The sequence below is a fragment of the Zoogloea sp. genome, assembly GCF_041911615.1.
Taxonomy (GTDB): domain Bacteria; phylum Pseudomonadota; class Gammaproteobacteria; order Burkholderiales; family Rhodocyclaceae; genus Zoogloea.
Window position 1 is genome coordinate 27,550 of sequence record NZ_JAYROR010000090.1, and the last position, 23,620, is coordinate 51,169.

A 23,620-nucleotide genomic window follows, 5' to 3' on the forward strand; every position below is an offset into this window, starting at 1 on the left:
GAACCGTCATGAGCGTCGAAGACCGTCTCTACCGCTGGCTGGGCAAGTACCTGGACGCACCCCAGTGGATCAAGACCCCGATCGGGCTGGCCTACGGCTGCCTGCCCAAGCGCGTGCGCTACGGGGCCAGCTACCGCCGCTTCCTGAACGAAGCCCAGCTGAACTGCCCGCAAAAGCTCGCCCAGCTCGCCGAAGCGCGCCTGCGCAGCACCCTGCGCTGGGCCGCCGAAACCGTGCCGGCCTACGCGTCGGTGCGCCCCCTGCTGCGCGAGGGCGATCCGGTCGAGACCTGGCTCGCCGCCTTTCCGCTGACCTGCCGCGCCGACCTCAAGTCGCGGCCGCAGGATTACCGCTCGGTCGCCCGGCCAGCCGCCGCCGAGCTGCCGATGCAGACCAGCGGCTCGTCGTCCGAGCCCTTGCGCTTTCTGCTCGAACGAGGCCTGACCCGCTGCAAGGAAACCGCTTACATCGACAGCTTCAACCGCCGTCTCGGCCTTTCCCGGCGGGCGGTGATCCTGTCGCTGCGCGGACGCAACGTGCGCGGCGCCGAGGCCGGCATCACCCACACCTACGATCCGATCAAGCGGATGCTCCCGGTGAGCCCCAACCACCTCACCCCCGAACTGATGCCCGAACACCTGGACGCCGCCCGGCGCCATCGGGTGAGCGGCATCCAGGGCTACCTGTCGGCGGTGTACCTGCTGGCCAGCTGGCTGGCCCAGCACGATCCGAAGTCGCGCTTCGCGGCCGGCATCCGCGGCATCCAGCTGTTCTCCGAAACCGTCGAGCCCTTCATGCTCGACACCATCCGCCAGGTGTTCGACTGCCCGGTGCTGCTGCACTACGGCCATTCCGAGCGGGCCGTGATGGCCGCCTCGATGGCCGACGATCCGCGTTACTTCGTGTGGCCTCTGTACGGCAAGGTCGAGCTGGTGGATCGTGCCGGCCGGCCGATCACCCGTCCGGGGCAGTCCGGCGAGATCGTCGTGACGGGCTTCGACAACCGGGTGATGCCCTTCGTGCGCTACCGCACCGGCGACATCGCGCGCTGGTCGGCCGGCCCGGCGCACCCGCGCCTGCCGGGCTTCGCGGTGCTCGAACGGATCGAGGGCCGCGATTCCGACTTCATCTACGGCCGCGACGGCCGGGCGATCCCGATGACCTCGGTGGGCGGCCTGCGTCCGCCGGCCTTTACCCGCGTCGAGGCGGTGCAGTACGAGCAGTTCGAACCCGGCCGGCTGGTGGTGTGCCTGCAGACCGAGCAGGGCCTCGGCCAGGACACCCGCTCCGAACTGCAGCAGTTCTTCCAGAGCAAGTTCCACGGCCTCGTCGACGCCGAGCTGAAGGAAGTGGACCACGTGCTGCGCACGCCCAACGGCAAGTTGCGCACCATCGTCCAGCACATCGGCGAACACGGTCACGCGCTCCATGCCTGAGCGAAAACGACCGCTGCTGGTGATGCTGGGGCCTGCACCGGACGCCCGCGGGGGCATCGCCTCGGTGCTGCGCGTCTGGCGCGATGCCGGGCTGGAGGACGGCCGTGCCGTGCGCCATCTGGCCACCTACGTGGATGGCGGCGCGCTGGCCAAGCTGCTGGCCTTTGTGGTGGCGCTGCTGCGCTTCGGCGGCCTGCTGGCGACCGGCCAGGTGGCGGCGGTGCACGCCCATTCCGCCTCCAACGCCAGCTTCCGGCGCAAGAGCCTGCTGCTGGGCCTCGCCCGGCTGGCCGGCAAGCCGTACATCTTCCATCTCCACGGCGGCGCCTTCGACCGTTACCACGCCGGCGCCTCGGCGCTCGAACGGGCGTGGATCGCGCGCACCGTGCGCGGCGCGCGGGTGGTATTCGTACTCTCCGAAACCTGGGCGAGCTGGCTACGCCAGACCATCGGCCACCCGGACGTACGGGTGCTGCCCAATCCGGTGCTGCCCGTGACCCTGCCCACCGACGTGCAGCGCGAGCCGCAAACCCTGCTGTTCCTCGGCCGGCTCGAAGAGGAGAAGGGCACTTTCGTGCTGATCGACGCGCTGGCGCGACTGGCCGGCGTGCGCCCCGAGCTGCGTCTCGTGATGGCCGGCGAGGGCGACCTGGCCCGGGTACGCGCGGCGGTGGCCGCCGCCGGCATGAGCGAACGCGTCGAGCTGCCCGGCTGGGTCGCCGGCGAGTTGAAGGCCTGCCTGCTCGCCCGCGCCGGAATCTTCGTGCTGCCGTCGCGCTTTGAAGGCGTCCCGATGGCGATGCTCGAAGCCCAGGCGGCCGGCCTGCCGGTGGTGGCCACCCGCGTCGGCGGCATTCCGCAGGTGATCCGCGAGGGCGTGAATGGCCTGCTGGCCGAGCCGGACGACGTCGCCTCGCTGGTCACCGCACTCAAGCCGCTGCTGGCCGACGCCGCGCTCGCCCGCCGGATGGGCGAGGCGGGCCGCCGCCGGGTGCTCGACGGCTACGGCATCGAACGGGTGCGCGGCCTGCTTGCCGCGGCCTGGCGCACGCTGGACGAACCGGCGCGCGAAAAGAAGGACTGAGCCGATCATGTTTTCTAGTCATTCCAAGCTCTACCGCCACGCCTCCCCGGGCGTGCAGGAAGAACTCCTGGCCCTCACCAGCCGCCTGCGCAGCGTGATCACCGCCCAGGGCGTGGTGCGTCGCACCACCGCCGCGATCGAACGCAGCCAGTGGCTGGCGCCCGCCGAATGGTCGGCGCTGCAGCTCGAAGCGATGCGCGCCCTGGCCCTGCATGCCGGGCGGCGGGTGCCGTACTACCGCGAGATGTTCGCGCGCCTGGGCATCGACCCGCGGCGCTGGCGCTCGCTGGACGACCTGACCGAGATCCCGGTGCTGACCAAGGACGAGGTGATTGCCGCCGGCGAGCGCCTGCTGGCCGAAGGCGGGCCCTGGCTGCGCTTCAAGGGCTCCACCAGCGGCACCACCGGCCGCGCGATGGCGGGTTGGCGCGACCGCGCCTCGATTGCCTTCGAACAGGCCTTCGTCGAGCGCCAGGCGCGCTGGGCGGGCTACCGCCGGGGCGAACGGCGCGCCTGGCTGCGCGGCGATCCGGTGGTGCCGTCGCGCCAGGCCGACGGCACCCTGTGGCGCATGAACCGGGCGGAGAACATGCTGATGCTGTCCTCCTACCACCTCACGCCCCAGAACGGCGCCGGCTACATCGAGGCGCTGGAGAAGTTCGACCCGGTGATGATCCAGGCCTACCCCTCGTCGGTGGGCTACCTCGCCCGCTGGCTCGAGGAGCACGACCGCAACTACCGGGGCAAATCCCTGCGCGGCATCGTCACCTCGTCCGAAACCCTGGGCGAGGCCGAGCGCCGGATCATCGCCAGGCGCTTCGGCTGCCCGGTGTTCGACTGGTATGGCGCCTTCGAACGGGTGGCCGCCATCGGCACCTGCGAGCACGGCCACTACCACGTGATGGAGGACTACGGCCGCGTCGAATTCGAAACCAACGGCGACGGCACCGCCAACCTCATCGCCACCGGCTTCGGCAACCGCGTGATGCCCTTCCTACGCTACCGCGCCGACGACCGCGTGGTGCTGGCCGATCCCGGCTTCGCCTGCCCCTGCGGGCGCAGCTTCCGGGTGGTGGAGCGGGTGCTCGGGCGGGTGGACGACGCGATCCGCACCCCCGACGGCCGCCACGTGGTGATGCTGGACTGGATCTTCTCCGGCCTCTTCGGCCTGGTCGAAGCCCAGGTGGTGCAGGAACGCCTCGACGAGGTGTGCATCCGCATCGTCGCGGGACCGGAGTTCGGCCACCGGGAGGAGCAGGCGCTGTTGCTGCGCGCGCGCGACCGCCTGGGCGCCCAGGTCATCGTACGCATCGAACGCGTCGCGCAGATCGCGCGCACGCGGAATGGAAAATTCCGGCAGATCGTCAGCCGGCTCAGTGGGAGCAATGAAACCGATGTCTAGCCTCAACCAGGTCGGGTGGTACTGGAACCGCCTGCGCTGCATGTCCGTCGCCGAAATCGTGGGCCGCGCCGGCTCCACCGCCACCCAGGCCATGGAGCGCCGCCGTGCGCCGGTGGATGTGCCGATGGTGCGCCTCGACCGCGTCGGCGCCCGCTGGCTCCCGCGCGAGCTGCCCGAGCAGACCGCCCCGGTGATCCAGCGCGCCAACGAGATCCTCTCCGGCCACTGGCGCCTGTTCGCCCGGGACGCGGTGGCGCTGGGCTTTCCGCCCGAATGGAACCGCAACCCCGACAACGGCGCGCTGCTGCCGCTGAGCTACGGCAAGGTGATGTCGTTCCGCGACACGGCGGTGACCGGCGACATCAAATACCTGTGGGAGCCCAACCGCCACCTCGAACTGGTGTGTCTGGCCCAGGCCTGGCAGGCCACCAACGACATGCGCTTTCTCGAAGGCATCGGCACGCTGCTGGAGAGCTGGTTCGTGCAATGCCCATACCCGCTGGGCCCCAACTGGTCGAGCGCCCTCGAAGCCGGCATCCGCCTGATCAACTGGTCGATCGTCTGGCAGCTGATCGGCGGCCTGCAGTCGCCGCTGTTCGAACACCCGGTGGGCAAGGTGCTGCGCGCCGACTGGCTCAGCAGCGTGTGGCGCCACGCGGAGTTCATCCGCAGCCACCCGTCGCGCCACTCCTCGGCCAACAACCACCTGATCGGCGAACTGGCCGGGCTGTTCGTGGCGGGTGCGACCTGGCCGTTCTGGGACGAAGCCAAGCAGTGGCGGCGCCACGCCCGCGAAGGGTTGGAACGCGAGGCGCTGGCCCAGAACGCGCCGGACGGCGTCAATCGCGAGCAGACCACCGCCTACCAGCAGTTCGTGTGGGATTTCCTGCTGTTCGCAGGGCTCGCCGCCCGCGCCACCGGCAAGCCGTTCTCCGAGGCCTACTGGCAGCGCATGGAGGCGATGCTCGAATACGTCGCGGCCATTATGGACGCCGGCGGTAACGTACCGATGTTCGGCGATGCCGACGACGGCCGCGTCAGCGGATTCTCGCTCGCCGCCGGCGGCTGCCCGTTCCAGAGCCAGCTCGCCAGCGGTGCGGTGCTGTTCTCCAACGCCGGTCTCGCCCGCAAGGCGGGCTACGTGGACGCCCGTACCCGCTGGCTGCTCGGCCGCGAAGCCTGCGCGCCCTTCGACGCGCTGCTGCTGCAGGCCGCACCGGCCACCGCCCGCACCGACTTTCCCGACGGCGGCATCTACGTCCTGGGCGCCAACCTGGACACGCCGGACGAGTTGCGGATCGTGGCCGACGCCGCGCCGCTGGGCCTCGGTGGCATCGCCGCCCACGGCCACGCCGACGCGCTGTCGTTCACCCTGTCGGTGGCCGGGCGGGAATTTCTGGTCGACCCGGGGACCGGCACCTACCATGGCCCGCGCGCCTGGCGCGACGGCTTCCGCGGCACGGCGATGCACAACACCTTGAGCATCGGCGACGAGGATCAGGCCGTGTCGGGCGGCAAGTTCATGTGGGTGCGCAAGTACAGGACAACGGTGCTCGAGCGCGAGACGACCCGCATCGCCGACCGCCTGGTGGCCGAGCACGACGGCTATCGGCGTCTCGCCGGCCGGCCGGTGCATCGCCGCAGCTGGACGCTCGAGCGGCTCAGCGGGAAGCTGACGGTGACCGACGAGGTGCAATCGGGCAGCGAGCAGGCGGTGGCGCTGCACTGGCATTTCAGCGAGCACTGCAACCTCACGTGCACGCCGGACGGCATCTCCGTCGCCAACGGCCCGGTGTGCCTGCTGATGCTGCTGCCCGAAGGCGGCGAGGTGAGCATCCTGCACGGCTCCGACACGCCGCTGGCCGGCTGGGTCTCGCGCGGCTACGACCGTCTGGTGCCCAGCACCACCGTGGTGTGGCGTGGCAAGCTTGCGGCCGGCGAGCACATCGAGACGGTTTTCCGCCGTCTCTGAGCGCAGCCCGGGTCAGGCCTGGGGAAAGAACAGGGCGATCACCGCCGCGAGCTCGTCGTGCACCGCGCGACGAATCGCGGCGATCCGCTCGACGTCGAGTTCGAGCATCGCCACCGTCATCGGGTCAAGGTTTTGCAGGGCGATTTCGTCCGCGGCTTCGTCTTCGTCGGTGGCGACGATCTGGTTGGCCAGGTGGAGCAGGGCGGCTTCGGTCACGTGGGGGCCGCCGAGGGCCGGCAACAGCTGGGCGCCGATCGCCGCCGCGAAGCCGCTCGGCAGGTGCCAGGCGGAGGCCAGCGCCGCGCCGACCTCGGCGTAATTGCACCCGACCACCGCCAGTTCGGCCTCGTGGAGGGGAATCCGGCGGGTCTTCGCGGCTTCGAGCGCCGCGCTGGCGCCTTCCGGATCGCCCTGGAACATCACCAGATGGCCGATGTCGGCCAGCAGCCCTTCGACGAACATCCGCTCCGGATCGCCGGTCCCCAGCTGGCGTGCCGCCGCCCGCGCCGCCAGACCCCGGAAGATGCACGCCTGCCAGAAGCGCGTCATGTGCATCCGGGCCGGCCGGATGCCCGAAAACGTGCCGACGATGGCGGTGCTCAGCACCAGATCGTGCACCTGCTGCATACCCATCAGATTGACCGCGCGGGTCACCGTCTCGACTTTTCCTGGGAAGCCGTACAGCACGCTGTTCACAACGCGCAGCACCCGCGCGGTGATCGCCGGATCGCCGGCCACGGCATCGGCAACCTCGTGGATCGAACTGTCCGGATCGTCGAGCAGGGCGCGGATCCGGTGATAGACGGCAGGCAGGCTGGCGAGTTTTTCGACGCAGGCGACGAGTTCCTGGGGCGTGGTCATGGCAGTGGCGGCTCGGCAAACAGGAGACGAAGAGGTTTACGGCAGCGGAGGGGGGCGCTTTAATCCTCGTCGGTGGATTCAAGTATCCTCTGTCATGGTACACAGGTGTGACATATGCCCGCCGATCGTGTCCGAGCTTTGCAGCGAGCGGCAATTGCGCACGCCCGCCGGAGGATTGAGGCGGAGGAATGACGGCAAGCTTGCTATGCTTTTCGGCAACGCTCAAAGCGGGTATCCGTGCCTGGGCCGTCGAGCTTGAAAAAAGGTTTACCGATGAAACTACTGAGCTGGAACATCCAGTGGGGCCGCGGCGCCGACGGGGTCGTCGACCTCTCGCGCACCATCTCCGCGATTCGCACGCTGGGCGATTTCGACGTGATCTGCCTGCAGGAGGTCGCGGTCGGCTTTGCGGCGCTGCAGGGCGGCCAGCCGGTGGATGGCGTGGGACGTTTCGCCGAGGCCTTTCCGGGCTACAGCGTGCACTTCGCCACCGCGGTGGACATGCCCGACGGACGCGGCGGGCGCAGCAGCTTCGGCAACCTGACGCTGTCGCGCCTGCCGGTTGGGCAGGTTTTTCGCCACAGCCTCCCGCGCCCCCCGGAAGAAGCGGTGCCGAGCATGCCGCGGGTGTGCATCGAACTGATCGTCGAGGCGCCCAGCGGGCCCGTGCGCGTGCTCAACACCCATCTCGAGTACTACTCACGGGTGCAGCGCATGACTCAGATCGTGGCCCTGCACACCTTGCAGTGTGACGCGGTGCGGCTCGTCGAAGCCGGTGGAATGGTCGAAAAGGAAGGCGCCGAGGGCACGCCCTTCGCGGTTTTCGCGCGGCCCGCTTCGGCAATCGTCTGCGGCGACTTCAACTGCGAACCGGGCAGCCCGGAGTATTACCGCATGACCGCACCGATCAGCGCCGACGTGTCGGGCTGGGAGGACGCCTGGCGCTGCTGCTACGGCGACATTCCCCACATGTGCACGGTGGGCCTCAACGGCGCCGAGTGGCCCGATCGACCCTACTGCTGCGACTACTTCTTCGTGAGCGCCGACCTGGTGGATCGCGTCGAGGCGGTCGCCGTGGATCAGGCCACCGCCGCGTCGGACCATCAGCCGATCATCCTGACCCTGGACTGACGAGTCGGCCCGATCTGTACCGATCAAGGACAACGGCCCCGAAATCTGTACCGATTTCGGGGCCGTTTCGCATGTTCAGCGCTTTTCGAGCTTGTCCTGGTAGCGCAGGGCGTTCTTCACGTAACCGTCGGCGCTGGCCTGGAGCTTGGCGATCTCGTGATCGGTAAGCTCGCGGATGATGCGCCCGGGCGAACCGCATACCAGCGAACGGTCGGGGATCACCTTGCCCTCGGGGATCAGCGAGTTGGCGCCGATCAGGCAGTGCTTGCCGATCACCGCGCGGTTGAGCACCACCGCGTTGATGCCGATCAGCGAGCCGTCGCCCACGGTGCAGCCGTGGAGCATCACCTTGTGACCAATGGTGACGTTGGCGCCGATATCGAGGGGCACACCATCGTCGGTGTGGAGCACGGAGCCGTCCTGCACGTTGGTGTTCTCGCCGATGGTGATCGGATCGTTGTCGCCGCGCAGGATTGCGCCAAACCAGATGTTCACGTTGCGACCGAGATGCACGTCGCCGATGACCGTGGCGGTATCGGCAACCCAGACGCCGTCCTGCATTTGCGGGATGTGTTCTCCGAGGCGGTAGATCGGCATTTTATTTTTCCTGTTATGGTTGAGTTTCGCCCGTGCCGCCGAATGGCCGGACGAAGAGCGCGCATAATATCAGGGTGACAGTCGATTGCAACGAAAAACGCGCCTTTTTGATGCGCTTTCATTAAGCGAAATAAGGGCTTAGCGGCATTTTCGAGACACTTCGCGACAGCCCGCGGAGAAGGAAACTCATGGCTCGGACACGACTCGCCGCGCCGGGACGACCCACGCCGCGCGGCGTGGGCCAATAAGCAATGTCAGGCGACCTGGACGCCCTGACGCGGCTCGTCACGGCCTTTCGCGATGCCCGCGACTGGGCGCAATTTCATTCGCTGCGCAATCTCATCGTGTCCCTTAACCTCGAGGCCGGCGAGTTGCTGGAACTGACCCAGTGGAAGACCGATGCCGAGATCGCCACGCTGCCCGACGATCTCCACGGCCGCGAAGCCCTGGAGGACGAATGCGCCGACGTGCTGCTTTACCTGCTGCTGATCGCCGACAAGGCCGGCATCGACCTGGACGCCGCCACACGCGCCAAGCTCGCCAAGAACGAAGCAAAATACCCGGTGGCGCGCTTTCGCGGCTCGCGCCGCAAATACGACGCCGCCGATTGACCGGCGGTGAGGCGGGGCGCTGGTCGAGGTGTTAGCATCGCACCCCTGATTCCTTCGAACCTGTCCGTCCCGTCCGCCGGGGCCATCATCCATGCTGAGTTACCGCCACGCCTTCCACGCCGGCAACCACGCCGACGTGCTCAAGCACTTTGTCCTCGTCCAGGTGCTGGAATACTTCAACCAGAAGGACAAGCCCTACTGGTACATCGACACCCATGCCGGCGCAGGCTGTTACGCGCTGGACGAAGCCTTCGCCCGCAAGAACGCCGAGTACGAGGAGGGCGTCGGCCGCCTCCTCGGGCGCAAGGACGTGCCCACCGAGCTGAAGGAATACTTGCGTGTGGTGCGCGACCTGAACCCGGGCGGCAAGCTGCGACTGTATCCGGGCTCGCCGTGCTGCGCCGCGCCGCTGATGCGACCGGACGACAAGATGCGCCTGTTCGAGCTGCATCCGGCCGACAACCGGCTGCTCAACAAAACCTTCGAGGACGCCGGCAGTCGCGCGATCATCCTCGAGCAGGACGGCTTCACGGGTATCAACGCCTTCCTGCCACCGCCGACCCGTCGCGCGCTGGTGCTGATCGACCCGCCCTACGAGGTGAAGACCGACTACCGTACCGTGGTGTCGATGATGAAGGAAAGCCTGCGTCGCTTCCCGACGGGCACCTATATCGTGTGGTACCCGAAGCTGCACAGCATGGCCTCGCGCGAACTTCCCGAGAAGCTCAAGCGCCTGCCGATCACCAGCTGGCTGCACGTGAGCCTCGACGTACACGCGCCGTCTGAAGACGGTTTCGGGATGCACGGCAGCGGGCTCTTCATCGTGAATCCGCCGTGGACCTTGCCACCGACGCTGAAGAAGGTCATGCCCTATCTCGTCGATGTGCTCGGCCTGGACGACGGCGCCAAGTACGAACTGGAATACGAGATTCCCTGATCGCCGGCCTGGCTGCCACGACACGCCTGGCCCCACTAACGACAACGCCGCGCCGGTAGGCACCGGGGCGGCGTTGTGGCGTCTGGCCATGGCGCCGAGATCATGGCGCCGAGATGGGGCCGCCGTGGCGGCCCTCTGGAGCCGATTTACAGCAGGTTCATCTTCTTCGCGGTCTCGGTGAGCTGGGCACGGAAATCCGGATGCGCGATGCCGATCAGGGCCTGGGTACGTTGCTTGGCGGTCTTGCCACGCAGCTGCGCGACGCCGTACTCGGTCACCACGTAGTTGATGTCGTTCTTGCTGGTGGACACATGGGTGCCCGGAGTCAGGGTCGGAACGATGCGCGAGATGGTGCCGTCCTTGGCGGTCGACGGCAGCACGATGAAAGCCTTGCCCCCCTTCGAACGGTTGGCCGCGCGCACGAAGTCGGACTGACCACCGGTGCCAGAGTAGGGGATCGGACCGAGACTCTCGGAGCCGCACTGGCCCAGGAAGTCGATCTCCAGCGTGGCGTTGATGCACATCAGGTTGTCGTTCTGACCGGCGATGTACGGGTCGTTGGTGAAATCGACCGGATGCATCTCGACCATCGGGTTGCGGTGCAGGAACTTGTACAGGCGCTTCGAGCCGAGCGCGAAGGTCGCGACCATCTTGCCAGGCATGAAGTTCTTGCGGCGGTTGGTGACTGCGCCCGATTCGAGCAGGGTCAGGATGCCGTCGCCGACCATTTCGGTGTGGATGCCCAGATCGTGCTTGTGAGTGAGCTGCATCACCACGGCGTCGGGAATGCCGCCATAGCCGATCTGCAGGGTCGAGCCGTCGTCGATGAGGTCGGCGACGTACTTGCCGATGGCTTCCTGCACGGGCCCGATGGTCGGCAGGCCAACTTCGAGCACCGGCTCGTCGTTCTCGACCAGTGCGGTGACCTGGGAAATATGGATGTGGCAGTTGCCGAAGGCAAACGGAACGTTGGGATTCACCTCGACGATGATGGCACGGGCCTTGGCAATGGCGGCCATCGTGTAATCGGGGGCTAGGCCGAGGGAGAAGTAACCGTGCTCGTCCATCGGCGAAACCTGGGTGAACACCACTTCGGCGGGCATCAGGCCGCGCTCGATGAGCTGAGGCATCTCCGAGAAATAGCTCGGATAGAAGTCGCCCACGCCCTCCTTGAAGCCGGGTCGGGTCGCACCGCTGAAGAAGTAGGCGACGTGGCGGACGTTCTCGGCGGTGGTCGGATCGAGGTAGCCGAACTTGCGGACAGCCAGGATCTGGGACACCTTGACGTCGCGGAAGTCGCGGCGGTGTTCGGAAAGGGCGGTGAGCAGCGCGGGGGGCTCGGCCACGCCGGTCGGAACGACGATGGTGTCGCCGTTATGGACGTTGCGAATGGCTTCGGCCGGAGTTACGCGCTTGGCGGCGTATTGAGCCTGGACGTTCATCGGTTTATCTCCCATGGTAATCGTTATAACTAAATATTAAACCACGGCTCGATGCCGCGATTTGTACTCGATTGTATAGGGTACGGGGACGCCGGAATCTGGCCTGGGTCAAGGAACGGCGGGGCAGCGGGGCGATCAGGGCAGGGCGCTGCGATCCCGGCCGAGACAGGTCCGGTGGCGGCCGTCGACCCGTTCGGCGAACCAGGCGGTGGTGAGTTTGCGCTGGATCTTCGGACTCTTGAGATCGATCTGGGGCATGGTTTCCCGCGGCTGGGCGCCGAAGGCGGCGTCGGCCTGGGCGAACACCCGGGCGTAAAGCGGCGTCTGGGCGAATTGCGCGGTCTTTTCGAGGCGCAGGTCGCGGACGAGCTCCGCGCGAGACATGGCGAGGCGGCCCGTCAGGCTGCCCAGGGCCGTGAGGGTGGCACTGGGCTCGGCGGCCGGGCTGCCGTCCACGTAGCGCAGCAGATCGCCGTCGAGTGCCAGCGGCTGCCCACTGAGGCGGCGCACCGCATTCTGGAAGGCAGCGTTACGGCTGCTGTAGCGGCCGGCGTTGAAATCGGCGAAGCGGTAGAGGATCTTGGAGTAGGGCGCGGGGTAGTCGAGGAGGATCGCGACGCCGAAGTAAACGCCGCCGCGGCGGGTGAAGACTTCGTTGCGGATGCTGTCGCGACGCGGATAGGGGTAGGGCTTCTCGCGTACCTGCTCCTCGGCGAAGGCGACGCTGACCTGCATCGGGCCGCCGGTGCGGACCGGGTTGTAACCACCGAGCAGCGACTGGCCGTTGGGCAATTCGGAGATCATGTCTTCGAACAGCGCGTTCATCTGCTTCTCGGTGCGCAGGGCGTCGATGCGCGCCTTGTAGCTGCGCCCGTCCGGGCTGGATTTGAGCAGCGCGGCATCGAGGAGCAGGCGCGGCAGGTGGATGCGCTCACGGCGCGCCTCGATTTCCTTCCAGACGATCTGCGACAGGCCGGGCACGACGGGATCGGCCTGGAAGGTGGATTCTTGTTCGATGACAGCAACCGCGGCACAAATGTTGTCCGGCGTAGGCGCAATGCGCAGGGCCGCGAACGCGCCGAAGATGTCGGCGGCCCAGCCATCCTTGTCCTTGGCGTAAGGTGGCAGGAAATGGCTCACCAGCGCCCGGCCTTCGCGCTCGCCGGGATAAGGTGCGACGACCGGTCGGGCGGCGACAGGGGCGGGCACCTGGGGGGTAGGCACGGGGAGCGGCGCCGGCATCGGTGCAGTGGGTGGCACCACGGGTCGGGGCGTTTCCGGCACGGGCTGGGGCGGCGCAGGTATCGCCCCGCCGCCGGGCGGGGATGGCAACTTGGGCGACGGGCGGGATTCAACCGGACCGGTGGAGGCGCAACCGGCGACGATCAGCACGCCGCCCAGCAGCGCTGTCAGACGAACGACGGCGCCCATCCTCAGGATTCGCCGGCGGACTTTTCCGCTTCGGCAAGACGACTCAGGCTGCGCGTGTAGTAGGCCGCGTAACCCAGGCCGACAAAGGCCATGGCGCCGGTGAGCAACAACGGGCCTTCGACCGGCTTGCCGGCCAGCACGTTGACGGCGAAGGAGTAGCCCAGGACGAGGGCGGCGGCAAAGCCGCCGACGATGCGTACGGCGGCGAAGATCTTTTGTTGCTTGAGAGTAGGCGTGGCCATCGACGGAAGCGGCGTGAAAACCTGACGGAAGCTGAGAGGCGCGAGGATCGGGTTTCTCTCCTCGCGCGTCAAGCGGTCCGACGGGTCAGAACAGCCCGCGACCGAGCCAGTAGCCCCCGGCCGCGATCAGCGCCGAGCAGGGAATGGTGAGGATCCAGGCCCAGACGATGCTGCCGGCGATCCCCCAGCGCACCGCGGCGGTGCGGCGCACCGAGCCAACCCCAACGATGGCGCCGGTGATGGTGTGGGTGGTGGAAACCGGGATACCCAGGCTGGTGGCCAGGAACAGGGTGATCGCGCCGCCGGTTTCGGCGCAGAAGCCCCCCACCGGCTTGAGCTTGGTGATGCGCTGGCCCATCGTCTTGACGATCCGCCAGCCGCCGAACAGCGTGCCGAGACCGATCGCCAGGTAGCACAGCACAACGACCCACATCGGAACGGGCTCGCCCGGCAGCGTGACGCCGGCAGCGATGAGCAGCATCCAGATGATGCCCACCGTCTTCTGCGCGTCGTTTCCGCCGTGGCCGAGGCTGTAGAGCGCGGCGGAAACGAGTTGCAGGCGCCGGAACCACTTGTCCACCCGACGCTGGGTCTTGTTGCGGCAGATCCAGGCAACGATGACCAGGATCAGCGAGCCGAGGACGTAGCCGAACAACGGGGAGATGATGATGAAGGCGACCGTCTTGCCGATGCCCGCGCCGATCAACGGTTCGGTGCCAGCCTTGGCGATCGCGGCACCGACGATGCCGCCGATGAGCGCATGGGACGAGCTCGACGGAATGCCGTAGTACCAGGTGACGATGTTCCAAGCGATGGCGCCGAGCAGCGCGCCGAATACCAGATGGTGGTCGACGATGCCGGGATCGACGATGCCCTTGCCCACCGTGCTGGCCACCTTGAGCTGGAAGATGAAGAGCGCGACGAAGTTGAAGAAGGCAGCCCAGGCCACGGCCTGATGAGGCTTGAGCACGCCGGTGGACACGACGGTGGCAATGGCGTTCGCCGCGTCGTGAAAGCCGTTCATGAAGTCAAAAACGAGGGCGACGACCACCAGCCCGGCAATGACCCAGAAGCCGATCTGTACGGGTTCCATGGCGATGCTCAGGCGTTTTCCAGCACGATGCCTTCGACGATCTTGGCGACGTCCTCGCAGCGGTCGGTGATGGATTCGAGCTGCTCGTAGATGGCCTTGAGCTTCATGACCTGCAGGGCGTCACGCTCGTCGCGGAACAGCTTGGACATGGCGCCGCGCATGATGCGGTCGGCGTCGGTCTCGAGGCGGTCGATCTCCTGGCAGGTCTGCAGGATCGCGCCGGCGTTGTCCATGTTGGAGATGAGGCCGACGACGATCTTCACGCGGGAGCAACAGGAGAGGCTGACGTTGGCCAGTTGCTGGGCTTCCGGCGTGATGCGCTGGATGTGGTAAAGGGTGGTGCACTCGGCGACGTCCTGGATGGTGTCGAGGATGTCGTCCATGGCGTTGATGAGGCCATGGATCTCGTCGCGGTCGAGCGGGGTGATGAAGCTCTTGTGAGCCTGGGCGACGGTCTCGTGGGTGATCTTGTCGGCCAGTTGCTCGATGGTCTCGATGGACGAGATGCGCTTTTCGGCGCTGGAGATGTCGTCCATCAGGGCGACGAGCTCCTGGGCTCCGAGCACGATTTGCTCGGCGTGGTTGTTGAAGAGTTCAAAAAAGCGCCCCTCTTGGGGCAGCAGGCGTCCGAACATGGGCTCTGTGTTTCAAATTAATGAATGTAGTTTGAAATTTTAACAGAGCCCCGCGCCGTTCACGCAGCGAAGTGTGTCCGGCACTTGATCGGCGTCAGAACTTGGGTTTGCGAGGCGCCTTGAACCCGCCGGCCGGCTTGTCGAAACCGCCTTCTTTTCGGAACGGCTTCTTCGGCGGCGCACCACGTCCGCCCGGACCGGGACGGCCGCGCTCGCGGCTGGCTTCCTCGGGGCTGGCGAGGCGCAGGTTGAGCGGCTGCTGACGAACCCGTGCACGACGCAGGATCTGCACGATGTCGGCGGGCAGGTCGGCGGGCAGTTCGACGGTGCTGTAGTCCTCGAACAGGTTGATCTGGCCGATGAAGCGGCTTTCGATGCCGGCTTCGTTGGCAATGGCGCCGACGATGTCCTTGGGGCTGGCCATGTGTTCGCGGCCCACGTCGATGCGGTAACGCGCGAGGCGGCCTTCGGCATAGTCGCGGCGGCGCTCGAGGATCTGCCCGCGGTTCTCGCGCGGCTCGCGCGGCGCGCGAAGCTCGGGCTTGCCGGCGGCGATCTGGGCGATGTCGGGCTTGCCGTTGTCGGGCATCTGCAGGGGGCGATCCTTCTGGGCGAGGAAGGCGAGCGCGGCGGCAATCTCGTGGACGTCCACGTCGTGCTTCTGTTCGATGCCGGCGATCACATCCAGGAAGAAGTTGAGGTCTTCGGATTCCAGGACTTCGCTGACCTGCTGGCGGAAGGCGGCGACGCGCTTGTCGGCGACGGCCTCGCGGCTGGGCAGCTTGAGGAGTTCGATGGGCTGCTTGGTGGCGCGCTCGATCTGGCGCAGCAGGTGGTTCTCACGCGGGGCCACGAAGAGGATCGCGTTGCCGGCGCGGCCGGCGCGGCCAGTACGGCCGATGCGGTGAACGTAGGCCTCGGTGTCGTAGGGGATGTCGTAGTTGATGACGTGGCTGACGCGGGGCACGTCGATGCCGCGGGCAGCCACATCGGTGGCGACGACGATGTCGAGGGTTTCGTTCTTGAGCTGCTCGATGACGCGCTCGCGCAGCTGCTGGGTCATGTCGCCGTTGAGGCAGGCAGCGGCGTAGCCGCGGGCCTCGAGCTTTTCGGCCAGTTCGACGGTGGCGGTCTTGGTGCGCACGAAGACGATGGCGGCGTCGAAGTCGTCCTCGACCTCGAGGATGCGGGTGAGGGCGTCGAGCTTGTGGGGGCCGGCGATCTGCAGGAAACGCTGCTTGATGGTCGAGACGGTGGCCGTCGCGGCCTTGATTTTCACTTCCTTCGGATCGCGCAGGTAGCGGTGGGCGACGCGGCGGATGGCGTCCGGCATGGTGGCCGAGAACAGCGCGGTCTGACGGGCGGAAGGGGTGTGCTCGAGGATCCATTCCACGTCGTCGATGAAGCCCATGCGCAGCATTTCGTCGGCTTCGTCGAGGACCAGGGTGGTCAGGTTGTCGAGGTTGAGGCTCTTGCGTTCGAGGTGGTCCATGACCCGACCCGGCGTGCCGACGACCACGTGCGCGCCGCGTTGCAGCTGACGTAGCTGGACGACCATGCTCTGGCCACCGTAAATCGGCAGCACGTGGAAGCCGGGCATCTTGCTGGCGTAGCGCTGGAAGGCCTCGGCGACCTGGATGGCGAGTTCGCGGGTGGGGGCGAGGACCAGCACCTGCGGGTTGCGCTGGGCGAGGTCGACCCGGTCGAGGGCGGGGAGGGCGAAGGCGGCAGTCTTGCCGGTGCCGGTCTGGGCTTCACCCAGGATGTCGTGGCCGGCGAGCAGATGCGGGATACAGGCGGCCTGAATGGGCGAGGGGGTTTCGTAGCCGATCTCGGCGAGGGCGGCGAGGATCGGCGCCTGGAGGTCGAGCTGGTCGAAGCGTTCGATGGGTGCGGTCATGGGCGTGCGGGGCGCGGGCCGGGTGGAGGGTGAAGCGGTCTTGGGCCCGGAGCGAGAAGGCGGCTTCAGCAAAACACTTAATTTTACCGGAACCGCGCCCCGCCGTCCTGCTGCACGTCAGGAGCGGGCGACGGTGGCGGCGTCCTGACCGAACAGGTTCTTGCGTGCTTCGGAGCTCAGCGTGCCCTGTGCCGGGTTGATCTGGGCGACGAGCGCGTAGGCGCGCTGGGTGGCGGGACGAGCGGCGATGGCGTCGAACCAGCGCCTGACGTTGGGAAAATCGGCGAGATTCTGGCGCTGCTTGTCGTGGGGAACGACCCACGGGTAACAGGCCATGTCGGCGATGGAGTAATCGGCCCCGGCAATGAACGGGCGGTCGGCCAGGCGGCGGTCGAGCACGGCGTAGAGGCGGGCGGTTTCCTTGACGTAGCGGTCGATGGCGTAGGGGATCGGCTCGGGGGCGTACTGGGTGAAATGATGGTTCTGACCAGCCATGGGGCCAAGGCCGCCCATCTGCCAGAAAAGCCATTGCAGGGTATCGACGCGACCGCGCGGGTCGGCGGGCAGGAAGCGTCCGGTCTTTTCGGCGAGGTAGAGCAGGATCGCGCCGGATTCGAAGATCGAGATGGGTTCGCCACCGCCGGCCGGGGCGGTGTCGACGATGGCGGGGATGCGATTGTTGGGGGCAATGCGCAGGAACTCGGGCTGAAACTGTTCCCCCTTACCGATGTTGATCGGGTGAACGGTGTAAGGCAGGCCGGTTTCTTCGAGGAAGAGGGTGACCTTGTGGCCGTTGGGGGTTGTCCAGTAGTAGAGGTCGATCATGATTGGGGTCCCGTGGGTGGATTTTCGATCCGGACGCGTCAGGCGGACGGCCGGCGTTCGGCAGCCAGCACCCAGGCCGGATCGAGGCCGCGGATGGGAACGCGCGGATCGGCAGGAATTCGGCCTGCGAGCTGGAGTTGCAGGTAACGCAGACAGGAGACCCGCAGGAAGGACGTGAAGTTCGTGCTGTCGTCGAGCCTGCCGCTGGCTTCCAGTTCGTCGTAGAGCCGGCCGAGGAGCTGGGGCACGCTGAGCCCGTCGCGCCCGCCGATCTCGGCGAGCACCTGCCAGAACAGGTTTTCCAGGCGCAGGCTGGTAGCGACGCCGTGCAGGCGGATCGAGCGGCTGCGGGTGGCGTAGAGATCGGGATCGGCGTTGATGAAGATCTGGCACATCGGTGGCGCTCCACAAACGGGGAAGCCCCCGCCAGGCCATTGTAGGGGCTGCGGGGGCGCTTGTGCCGGAGGCGGAAATCAGTGCTGGATGGTGGTGCCGAGTACGGTCAGGAACTGGGCGATCCAGGCCGGGTGGGCCGGCCAGGCCGGCGCGGTGACGAGGTTGCGGTCGGTGACGGCCTGATCCACCGGGATGTCGGCGTAGCTGCCGCCAGCCAGTTCCACCTCAGCGCGGCAGGCGGGGTAGGCGGAGCAGGTGCGGCCTTGGAGCACCCGGGCACCGGCGAGAAGCTGGGCCCCGTGGCAGATGGCGGCGACGGGCTTGTCCGCGTCGAAGAAATGGCGCACGACGGCCAACACCTCGGGGTACATGCGCAGATATTCGGGCCCGCGCCCACCCGGAATCACCAGCGCGTCGTAGCGCTCGACATCCACGTCGGCGAAGGTGGCGTTGAGGATGAAGTTGTGGCCGCGTTTTTCGGTGTAGGTCTGATTGCCTTCGAAGTCGTGGATCGCAGTGGCGATGGTGTCGCCGGCCTTCTTGTCGGGGCACACCGCATGAACGGTGTGACCGACCGCGAGCAGTGCCTGGAAGGGCACCATGGTTTCGTAGTCTTCGCAGAAGTCGCCACAGATCATCAGGATTTTCTTGGACATGATTGGTCTCCTTGGTTCGCGTTTGGGGTGGATTCGACGCGAACAGTGTGGCTGCGGCAATCGCCGCCCGGGTGGTAGCCCGTTACCGCGTCGGCGGGGCTTTCGGCCGCCGGCGGGTTTGGTCATGATTCGGATTTTTTGGAAGCAAAGCGACGATGAACGATTTTGTGATTCCACCGCCGGCGGCGGTCACCGTGCCGGTGGCACAGGGCGCCGGGCGTTTCCCGGTGCGGCGGATTTTCTGCGTGGGGCGCAACTACGCCGCCCACGCGCGGGAGATGGGCAGCGATCCGAGCCGCGAGGCGCCATTTTTCTTCTGCAAGCCGGCCGATGCCGTGCTGCCGGTGACGCCGGATTCGGTGGCCATGCTGCCGTATCCGGGCCGTACGGCCGACTTTCATCACGAGGTGGAGCTGGTGGTGGCGATCGGCCAGGGTGGGGCGGACATTCCGGTCCCCGAAGCCCTGCGCCACGTGTGGAGCTATGGTGTCGGTCTGGACATGACGCGCCGCGACGTGCAGGCGACGCTCAAGGCGAAGGGACACCCCTGGGAAGCGGGCAAGGCCTTCGACCATTCGGCGCCGATCTCGCCGCTGGTGCCGGCCAGCGCCATCGGACACCCGGCAAGCGGCGCGGTATGGCTCGAGGTGAACGGCGAGCCCCGTCAGCGGGGCGATCTGGCGGACATGATCTGGTCGGTGGCCGAGATCGTGTCCCGGCTATCCGAACTGTTCGCGCTCGCGCCGGGCGATCTGATCTTTACCGGCACGCCGGAGGGCGTTGGGCCGGTGATGCCGGGCGAACGCATCGAGGCGGGCGTCGACGGCGTGGGCCGCCTGACGCTGCAGGTGGCGTGAGGCCTCAGGCCAGGTCGCTGCGGTGGGCGTCGGCCCAGCAGTTGGGGGTTTCGTAGATGCGCACCTGCTCAAGGCGGACGTGGTTCTGGAACGCGCCGGTATAGAGCGGATCGAGGATGCGAAAGGCGGCGACGGCAAGGTTCTCGGCGGTCGGCACGACGTCGAGGAGCACCGTCTTGTGGCCGGGAATGCCCTGCAGGAAGCTCACCACCGCGGTATCGCCCCGATAGGCGAGAAACGCGTGATCCCACACGTCCACCACGTGGCGCTTGGCGATTGCCTTGACCTCGCCGAAATCGACGACCATGCCGTTGGCCGACATGCCGTCCGCGCGGATGATGTCGCCGGACAGGGTGATCTCCAGCGCATAGCGGTGGCCGTGCAGGTGTCGGCACTGGCTCGCGTGGTCGGGAATGCGGTGGCCGGCGTCGAATTCCAGGCGGCGCGTGATTTGCATGGCGAAAACCGGACGCGCAGCGCCGGCCGAGAAAAAAGGTCCCGTATTATACGCGCCTCGTTTTCGCACCTGGATAAACCGCATGAACCGCACCGGACAGATGCTCACGGTCACCGACCACAACCGGAGCTTCAGCCATCTGACCTATGTTTACCCGGTGGTGTCGCGGCGCGCGGGTGGCGTGTCGGTGGGTATCAACCTGAATCCCAACAGTGCCTGCAACTGGCACTGCGCCTACTGCCAGGTTCCCGGACTGGTGCGCGGCGCGGCGCCGGAGATCGATCAGGCTCAGCTCGAAGCCGAACTGGGCGATTTTCTGCACGAACTGGTGCACGGCACGTTCATGATCGAGCACGTGCCACCCGAAGCACGCGTGATCCGCGACATCGCTTTCTCGGGTAACGGCGAACCGACCAGCAGCAAGGCCTTTGCCGATATCGTGGCGCGAGTGGTCGCCCTGCGCGACGCCGCCGGGCTTGGCCACGTGCCGATTCGCCTCATCACCAACGGCAGCCTGATCGATCGCCCCTACGTGCAGACCGCGCTGACGCGACTGGCCGAGGCCGGTGGCGAGGTGTGGTTCAAGCTCGACGCAGGGACAGGAGCCGACATCCAGCGCATCAACGGAATCGACATCGACCCGCTCGCCCACGCCCGTCGGCTGGCTCAGTGCGCGTCGCTGTGCCCGACCTGGGTGCAGACGTGCCTGTTCCGCTGGGATGGCGAACTACCATCGCAGGAACAGGTGACGAGCTATCTGGATACACTGGATCACGCACTGACGTGCGCCCAGAAAACCCCTGCCGGCCAGCTGCCGAAAGGGGTGCTGCTGTATGGCGTGGCTCGGCCTTCACTTCAGCCGGAAGCCAGACACCTGCAGCCGCTCACGCCGGACGAGATGGAAGCCATTGCCCGTCGGGTGCAGGAAAGCATCGCGCCCCGGGGATTGACGGTGACCGTCAACCCCTGAGGGCGAATCGTCGGCGATTCAGTGCGCGACGCGCTCCTTGCGCTTGGCGCGGGCTTCCTTCTTCAGGGTCTTGAAGAGTTCGGGGTTGGTCGCCTTGAGGTATTCGACGACTTCCACGTCATCCTTCTTGATCTTGGTGATGTCGACCTGCTCGATATGCACCAGACGGAGCAGGGCCTGCACCGGGCGCGGAATGTTGCGACCGCTCTCATAGCGCGAACCGCCACTCTGCGTCACGCCGATCTTGGACCAGAACTGGGACTGGTTCATGCCAAGCTTGCGACGGATCTCACGGACATCGACTTTTTCGGTGGTTTTCATCTTATGTTCCTCAAGGGTTTGACTCTGTTCGTTATTAACAGCGGGAGGGCTGTTGTCTGCTATAACTTTCGTTATATGTCGGAAAGTATAGATCACTACTCGCAACACATACAACGTTATATTTGGATGGGTTAGGGTTTACCGCACGAACTTCCCGTGACGTCGTGCACATATCGGGGCGAACTGCTAAAGCTGCAAGAGTTTGCTTTATCCGCTAAGATCACGGGTTTCCAAATCCTCATCTTCTTAGAAGTCAAGATGGCGCTCATAGTTCAGAAATATGGCGGCACCTCCGTCGGCAACCCCGAGCGGATCAAGAACGTGGCCAAGCGGGTCGCGAAGTTCAAGGCCCAAGGCCACCAGATGGTGATCGTCCTGTCCGCGATGAGCGGCGAGACCAACCGCCTGATCGCCCTGGCCAAGGAAATCAGCCCGAACCCCAGCCCCCGCGAACTCGACGTGGTGATCTCCACCGGCGAGCAGGTCACCATCGGCCTGCTGTGCATGGCCCTAGAGGAGATGGGCATCAAGGCTCGCAGCTACACCGGTGGCCAGGTGCGCATCCTCACCGACGACGCCTTCACCAAGGCGCGCATCCTCGACATCGACGGCGACAACATCCGCCGCGATCTCGATGCCGGCGCAGTCGTCGTCGTCGCCGGCTTCCAGGGCGTCGACGAAGGTGGCAACATCACCACCCTCGGTCGTGGCGGCTCCGACACCACCGGCGTGGCGCTGGCGGCCGCGATCAAGGCCGACGAGTGCCAGATCTACACCGACGTGGACGGCGTTTACACCACCGACCCGCGCGTCGTGCCAGAAGCGCGCAAACTCGACACCATCACCTTCGAAGAGATGCTGGAAATGGCCAGCCTCGGCTCCAAGGTGCTGCAGATCCGCTCCGTCGAGTTCGCCGGCAAGTACAAAGTCAAGCTGCGGGTCCTCTCGTCGTTCCAGGAAGAAGGCGAGGGCACCCTGATTACCGTTGAGGAAGACAAGAACATGGAACAGCCGATCATCTCCGGCATCGCTTTCAACCGTGACGAAGCCAAGATCACCGTGCTGGGCGTTCCCGACAAGCCGGGCATCGCCTATCAGATCCTCGGCCCGGTCGCCGATGCCAATGTGGATGTCGACATGATCATCCAGAACGTCGGCCATGACGGCACCACCGATTTCTCCTTCACCGTCAATCGCCCCGACTACGAGAAGGCCATCAAGATACTCGAAGGTGTGCAGGCTCACATCGGCGCCCGTGAGATCAAGGGAGACCGCACGATGGCGAAGGTCTCCATCGTCGGTGTCGGCATGCGTTCGCACCCGGGTGTCGCATCCCGCATGTTCCGCACCCTGGCGGAAGAGGGCATCAACATCCAGATGATCTCCACCTCCGAGATCAAGATTTCCGTCGCCATCGACGAAAAGTACCTCGAACTGGCTGTCCGCGTGCTGCATCGCGCATTCGGCCTCGATCAAGCCCCCGCTTGATTTGACTAACCGCCAAGTGTTGTCTATAATACTTGGCTGTTGCGGAGAGTTGGCCGAGAGGTCGAAGGCACTCCCCTGCTAAGGGAGCATGCGAGCTAAAACTTGCATCGAGGGTTCGAATCCCTCACTCTCCGCCAAGAAACACGAAGAAGCCCTTGTTTTTCAAGGGCTTTTTTGTTTTTAGGTTTTGCCGGTGTGTTATCTGGCATGCCATGGCATCCTGGCTTCGGTTAGGTGGTTTTGGACGTATCAGGGCAGCCGACTTTCGCTCGCGCTCTGGATCGACCAAGAGGCTTCCCTGACGTCGCTGCACAGGCTTCAGTCCAGACAGCATCACCCCGGCCTTCTTGTAGGCGTAGCCCGAACGATAGATCCGCCGCAGTCCCCACAGGGCAGCCTGGATCAACTCTCGCGTATCGGCTGATGGCGCCGGCAGGGGAGCCACCTCGCTGCGATTGTACTGGGGCTCCCAAGGCTTGAAAGGGTTGCTCCCGATCATCACCGTGATCGCCCCGACCACATTACGTCGCGCTGGCCGAGCGGGTTTTTCACGTCCTGGCAGACCGCAAGATCACGCTCTACCGGCTCTCTGTGCTCTCTGTGCTCTCGGGCGTCTCGTTTTATCAGACTGACCGCTATCTGCGACAAGGCCGGCGGATGCCAGCCTATGCGCTGTTCAGGTACGCCGAGGCGCTCGACGTATCGGTGTCCCACTTGGTCGGCGACCAGGTCGAGCGTAAGCGTCGTCCCAGCCCCGTCTTGACGCCTCAGACTTTCAGCCTCTCCAAGCGCTCATTCACCTCATACAAATCAAAGCGTCCGGGCTCGAAGTCCTCCCCGCACCACTCCCGCATGGCGTGGTGTTCGGGGTGGTCC

General features: G+C 66.1%; 24 protein-coding genes and 1 tRNA gene. 11 read left to right on the forward strand and 14 right to left on the reverse strand.

The features are described from left to right. Window positions 1-8: 8 nt before the first annotated feature. The 4 genes from ACE3P2_RS10770 to ACE3P2_RS10785 are packed head-to-tail and all read left to right on the forward strand — an operon-like array spanning window position 9 to window position 5,894. Complete coding sequence (locus ACE3P2_RS10770; RefSeq protein WP_374264264.1) at window positions 9-1,436, forward strand: hypothetical protein; 1,428 nt, start codon at window positions 9-11, stop codon at window positions 1,434-1,436. Next, window positions 1,429-2,520, forward strand: a complete 1,092-nt coding sequence (locus tag ACE3P2_RS10775; protein ID WP_374264266.1) for a glycosyltransferase family 4 protein — start codon at window positions 1,429-1,431, stop codon at window positions 2,518-2,520. Before ACE3P2_RS10770 ends, ACE3P2_RS10775 begins: the two co-directional genes overlap by 8 nt. A gap of 7 nt (window positions 2,521-2,527) precedes the next feature. After that, on the forward strand, window positions 2,528-3,922 hold the full coding sequence (locus tag ACE3P2_RS10780; protein ID WP_374264268.1) for a phenylacetate--CoA ligase family protein: 1,395 nt from the start codon (window positions 2,528-2,530) through the stop codon (window positions 3,920-3,922). Then, window positions 3,915-5,894 carry an alginate lyase family protein gene (locus ACE3P2_RS10785; protein WP_374264270.1) on the forward strand — a complete coding sequence of 660 codons (1,980 nt, stop codon included), beginning with the start codon at window positions 3,915-3,917 and terminating at the stop codon, window positions 5,892-5,894. The genes ACE3P2_RS10780 and ACE3P2_RS10785 overlap by 8 nt, the downstream gene beginning before the upstream one ends. 12 nt (window positions 5,895-5,906) lie before the next feature. On the opposite strand, the gene ACE3P2_RS10790 is transcribed toward ACE3P2_RS10785, so the two are convergent. After that, on the reverse strand, window positions 5,907-6,755 hold the full coding sequence (locus ACE3P2_RS10790; RefSeq protein WP_374264272.1) for an HDOD domain-containing protein: 849 nt from the start codon (window positions 6,753-6,755) through the stop codon (window positions 5,907-5,909). Between the two features lie 273 nt (window positions 6,756-7,028). Between ACE3P2_RS10790 and ACE3P2_RS10795 the strand changes: the two genes are divergently transcribed. Further along, complete coding sequence (locus tag ACE3P2_RS10795) at window positions 7,029-7,886, forward strand: endonuclease/exonuclease/phosphatase family protein (protein WP_374264274.1); 858 nt, start codon at window positions 7,029-7,031, stop codon at window positions 7,884-7,886. Between the two features lie 75 nt (window positions 7,887-7,961). Here the strand turns inward: ACE3P2_RS10795 and ACE3P2_RS10800 are convergent, their stop codons facing one another. Continuing rightward, window positions 7,962-8,483 (reverse strand): gamma carbonic anhydrase family protein, encoded by a 522-nt coding sequence (locus ACE3P2_RS10800; protein ID WP_374264276.1) that lies wholly within the window; start codon window positions 8,481-8,483, stop codon window positions 7,962-7,964. A gap of 251 nt (window positions 8,484-8,734) precedes the next feature. Here ACE3P2_RS10800 and ACE3P2_RS10805 point away from each other — a divergent pair, with 251 nt between their 5' ends. Together ACE3P2_RS10805 and ACE3P2_RS10810 are read left to right on the forward strand one after the other, a co-directional pair. Beyond that, a complete protein-coding gene (locus ACE3P2_RS10805; protein WP_374264278.1) occupies window positions 8,735-9,094 on the forward strand; it encodes a nucleotide pyrophosphohydrolase in 360 nt (119 codons plus the stop codon). Between the two features lie 91 nt (window positions 9,095-9,185). Beyond that, window positions 9,186-10,031 (forward strand): 23S rRNA (adenine(2030)-N(6))-methyltransferase RlmJ, encoded by an 846-nt coding sequence (locus ACE3P2_RS10810; RefSeq protein WP_374264280.1) that lies wholly within the window; start codon window positions 9,186-9,188, stop codon window positions 10,029-10,031. 146 nt (window positions 10,032-10,177) lie between these two features. Here the strand turns inward: ACE3P2_RS10810 and ACE3P2_RS10815 are convergent, their stop codons facing one another. From ACE3P2_RS10815 to ACE3P2_RS10855, 9 genes are all read right to left on the reverse strand, one after another. Continuing rightward, complete coding sequence (locus ACE3P2_RS10815) at window positions 10,178-11,473, reverse strand: acetyl-CoA hydrolase/transferase family protein (protein ID WP_374264282.1); 1,296 nt, start codon at window positions 11,471-11,473, stop codon at window positions 10,178-10,180. 135 nt (window positions 11,474-11,608) lie between these two features. Then, window positions 11,609-12,697 (reverse strand): DUF1615 domain-containing protein, encoded by a 1,089-nt coding sequence (locus ACE3P2_RS10820; protein ID WP_374264284.1) that lies wholly within the window; start codon window positions 12,695-12,697, stop codon window positions 11,609-11,611. A gap of 209 nt (window positions 12,698-12,906) precedes the next feature. Continuing rightward, window positions 12,907-13,146, reverse strand: a complete 240-nt coding sequence (locus tag ACE3P2_RS10825) for a hypothetical protein (RefSeq protein WP_374264286.1) — start codon at window positions 13,144-13,146, stop codon at window positions 12,907-12,909. An 85-nt stretch (window positions 13,147-13,231) separates the two neighbouring features. After that, window positions 13,232-14,239, reverse strand: coding sequence for an anion permease (locus ACE3P2_RS10830; protein WP_374264288.1), 1,008 nt, complete (start codon window positions 14,237-14,239; stop codon window positions 13,232-13,234). An 8-nt stretch (window positions 14,240-14,247) separates the two neighbouring features. Then, complete coding sequence (locus ACE3P2_RS10835; protein ID WP_374264290.1) at window positions 14,248-14,874, reverse strand: DUF47 domain-containing protein; 627 nt, start codon at window positions 14,872-14,874, stop codon at window positions 14,248-14,250. 94 nt (window positions 14,875-14,968) lie between these two features. Next, window positions 14,969-16,774 (reverse strand): DEAD/DEAH box helicase, encoded by a 1,806-nt coding sequence (locus tag ACE3P2_RS10840; RefSeq protein WP_374264292.1) that lies wholly within the window; start codon window positions 16,772-16,774, stop codon window positions 14,969-14,971. Window positions 16,775-16,891: 117 nt separating this feature from the next. Further along, complete coding sequence (locus ACE3P2_RS10845) at window positions 16,892-17,599, reverse strand: glutathione binding-like protein (RefSeq protein ID WP_374264294.1); 708 nt, start codon at window positions 17,597-17,599, stop codon at window positions 16,892-16,894. 38 nt (window positions 17,600-17,637) lie between these two features. Then, on the reverse strand, window positions 17,638-17,994 hold the full coding sequence (locus ACE3P2_RS10850) for a ribbon-helix-helix domain-containing protein (RefSeq protein ID WP_374264295.1): 357 nt from the start codon (window positions 17,992-17,994) through the stop codon (window positions 17,638-17,640). A gap of 78 nt (window positions 17,995-18,072) precedes the next feature. Further along, entirely contained in the window at window positions 18,073-18,651 is a 579-nt protein-coding gene (locus tag ACE3P2_RS10855; protein WP_374264296.1) for a DJ-1/PfpI family protein, read from the reverse strand. Window positions 18,652-18,806: 155 nt separating this feature from the next. On the opposite strand from ACE3P2_RS10855, the gene ACE3P2_RS10860 reads away from it, so the two are divergent. After that, on the forward strand, window positions 18,807-19,508 hold the full coding sequence (locus ACE3P2_RS10860) for a fumarylacetoacetate hydrolase family protein (RefSeq protein WP_374264298.1): 702 nt from the start codon (window positions 18,807-18,809) through the stop codon (window positions 19,506-19,508). Between the two features lie 4 nt (window positions 19,509-19,512). Here the strand turns inward: ACE3P2_RS10860 and queD are convergent, their stop codons facing one another. Continuing rightward, on the reverse strand, window positions 19,513-19,965 hold the full coding sequence (gene queD / locus ACE3P2_RS10865; RefSeq protein ID WP_374264300.1) for a 6-carboxytetrahydropterin synthase QueD: 453 nt from the start codon (window positions 19,963-19,965) through the stop codon (window positions 19,513-19,515). 82 nt (window positions 19,966-20,047) lie between these two features. On the opposite strand from queD, the gene ACE3P2_RS10870 reads away from it, so the two are divergent. Beyond that, complete coding sequence (locus ACE3P2_RS10870; RefSeq protein WP_374264302.1) at window positions 20,048-20,935, forward strand: radical SAM protein; 888 nt, start codon at window positions 20,048-20,050, stop codon at window positions 20,933-20,935. A gap of 18 nt (window positions 20,936-20,953) precedes the next feature. Here the strand turns inward: ACE3P2_RS10870 and ACE3P2_RS10875 are convergent, their stop codons facing one another. Further along, on the reverse strand, window positions 20,954-21,256 hold the full coding sequence (locus ACE3P2_RS10875) for a helix-turn-helix domain-containing protein (protein WP_374264304.1): 303 nt from the start codon (window positions 21,254-21,256) through the stop codon (window positions 20,954-20,956). A 258-nt stretch (window positions 21,257-21,514) separates the two neighbouring features. On the opposite strand from ACE3P2_RS10875, the gene ACE3P2_RS10880 reads away from it, so the two are divergent. Together ACE3P2_RS10880 and ACE3P2_RS10885 are read left to right on the forward strand one after the other, a co-directional pair. Then, window positions 21,515-22,744, forward strand: a complete 1,230-nt coding sequence (locus ACE3P2_RS10880) for an aspartate kinase (RefSeq protein ID WP_374264305.1) — start codon at window positions 21,515-21,517, stop codon at window positions 22,742-22,744. A gap of 43 nt (window positions 22,745-22,787) precedes the next feature. Beyond that, a tRNA-Ser gene (locus ACE3P2_RS10885) sits at window positions 22,788-22,881 on the forward strand. Here ACE3P2_RS10885 and ACE3P2_RS10890 read toward each other — a convergent pair. Next, window positions 22,869-23,264 (reverse strand): hypothetical protein, encoded by a 396-nt coding sequence (locus tag ACE3P2_RS10890; protein WP_374264307.1) that lies wholly within the window; start codon window positions 23,262-23,264, stop codon window positions 22,869-22,871. The two genes, ACE3P2_RS10885 and ACE3P2_RS10890, sit on opposite strands and share 13 nt — an antisense overlap. Window positions 23,265-23,620: the final 356 nt, after the last annotated feature.

Coding starts and splice junctions, on each gene's coding strand:
- ACE3P2_RS10770 (WP_374264264.1), top strand. CDS start 9: ATGAGCGTCGAAGACCGTCTCTACCGCTGGCTGGGCAAGTACCTGGAC.
- ACE3P2_RS10775 (WP_374264266.1), top strand. CDS start 1,429: ATGCCTGAGCGAAAACGACCGCTGCTGGTGATGCTGGGGCCTGCACCG.
- ACE3P2_RS10780 (WP_374264268.1), top strand. CDS start 2,528: ATGTTTTCTAGTCATTCCAAGCTCTACCGCCACGCCTCCCCGGGCGTG.
- ACE3P2_RS10785 (WP_374264270.1), top strand. CDS start 3,915: ATGTCTAGCCTCAACCAGGTCGGGTGGTACTGGAACCGCCTGCGCTGC.
- ACE3P2_RS10790 (WP_374264272.1), bottom strand. CDS start 6,755: ATGACCACGCCCCAGGAACTCGTCGCCTGCGTCGAAAAACTCGCCAGC.
- ACE3P2_RS10795 (WP_374264274.1), top strand. CDS start 7,029: ATGAAACTACTGAGCTGGAACATCCAGTGGGGCCGCGGCGCCGACGGG.
- ACE3P2_RS10800 (WP_374264276.1), bottom strand. CDS start 8,483: ATGCCGATCTACCGCCTCGGAGAACACATCCCGCAAATGCAGGACGGC.
- ACE3P2_RS10805 (WP_374264278.1), top strand. CDS start 8,735: ATGTCAGGCGACCTGGACGCCCTGACGCGGCTCGTCACGGCCTTTCGC.
- ACE3P2_RS10810 (WP_374264280.1), top strand. CDS start 9,186: ATGCTGAGTTACCGCCACGCCTTCCACGCCGGCAACCACGCCGACGTG.
- ACE3P2_RS10815 (WP_374264282.1), bottom strand. CDS start 11,473: ATGAACGTCCAGGCTCAATACGCCGCCAAGCGCGTAACTCCGGCCGAA.
- ACE3P2_RS10825 (WP_374264286.1), bottom strand. CDS start 13,146: ATGGCCACGCCTACTCTCAAGCAACAAAAGATCTTCGCCGCCGTACGC.
- ACE3P2_RS10830 (WP_374264288.1), bottom strand. CDS start 14,239: ATGGAACCCGTACAGATCGGCTTCTGGGTCATTGCCGGGCTGGTGGTC.
- ACE3P2_RS10835 (WP_374264290.1), bottom strand. CDS start 14,874: ATGTTCGGACGCCTGCTGCCCCAAGAGGGGCGCTTTTTTGAACTCTTC.
- ACE3P2_RS10840 (WP_374264292.1), bottom strand. CDS start 16,774: ATGACCGCACCCATCGAACGCTTCGACCAGCTCGACCTCCAGGCGCCG.
- ACE3P2_RS10845 (WP_374264294.1), bottom strand. CDS start 17,599: ATGATCGACCTCTACTACTGGACAACCCCCAACGGCCACAAGGTCACC.
- ACE3P2_RS10850 (WP_374264295.1), bottom strand. CDS start 17,994: ATGTGCCAGATCTTCATCAACGCCGATCCCGATCTCTACGCCACCCGC.
- ACE3P2_RS10855 (WP_374264296.1), bottom strand. CDS start 18,651: ATGTCCAAGAAAATCCTGATGATCTGTGGCGACTTCTGCGAAGACTAC.
- ACE3P2_RS10860 (WP_374264298.1), top strand. CDS start 18,807: ATGAACGATTTTGTGATTCCACCGCCGGCGGCGGTCACCGTGCCGGTG.
- queD (WP_374264300.1), bottom strand. CDS start 19,965: ATGCAAATCACGCGCCGCCTGGAATTCGACGCCGGCCACCGCATTCCC.
- ACE3P2_RS10870 (WP_374264302.1), top strand. CDS start 20,048: ATGAACCGCACCGGACAGATGCTCACGGTCACCGACCACAACCGGAGC.
- ACE3P2_RS10875 (WP_374264304.1), bottom strand. CDS start 21,256: ATGAAAACCACCGAAAAAGTCGATGTCCGTGAGATCCGTCGCAAGCTT.
- ACE3P2_RS10880 (WP_374264305.1), top strand. CDS start 21,515: ATGGCGCTCATAGTTCAGAAATATGGCGGCACCTCCGTCGGCAACCCC.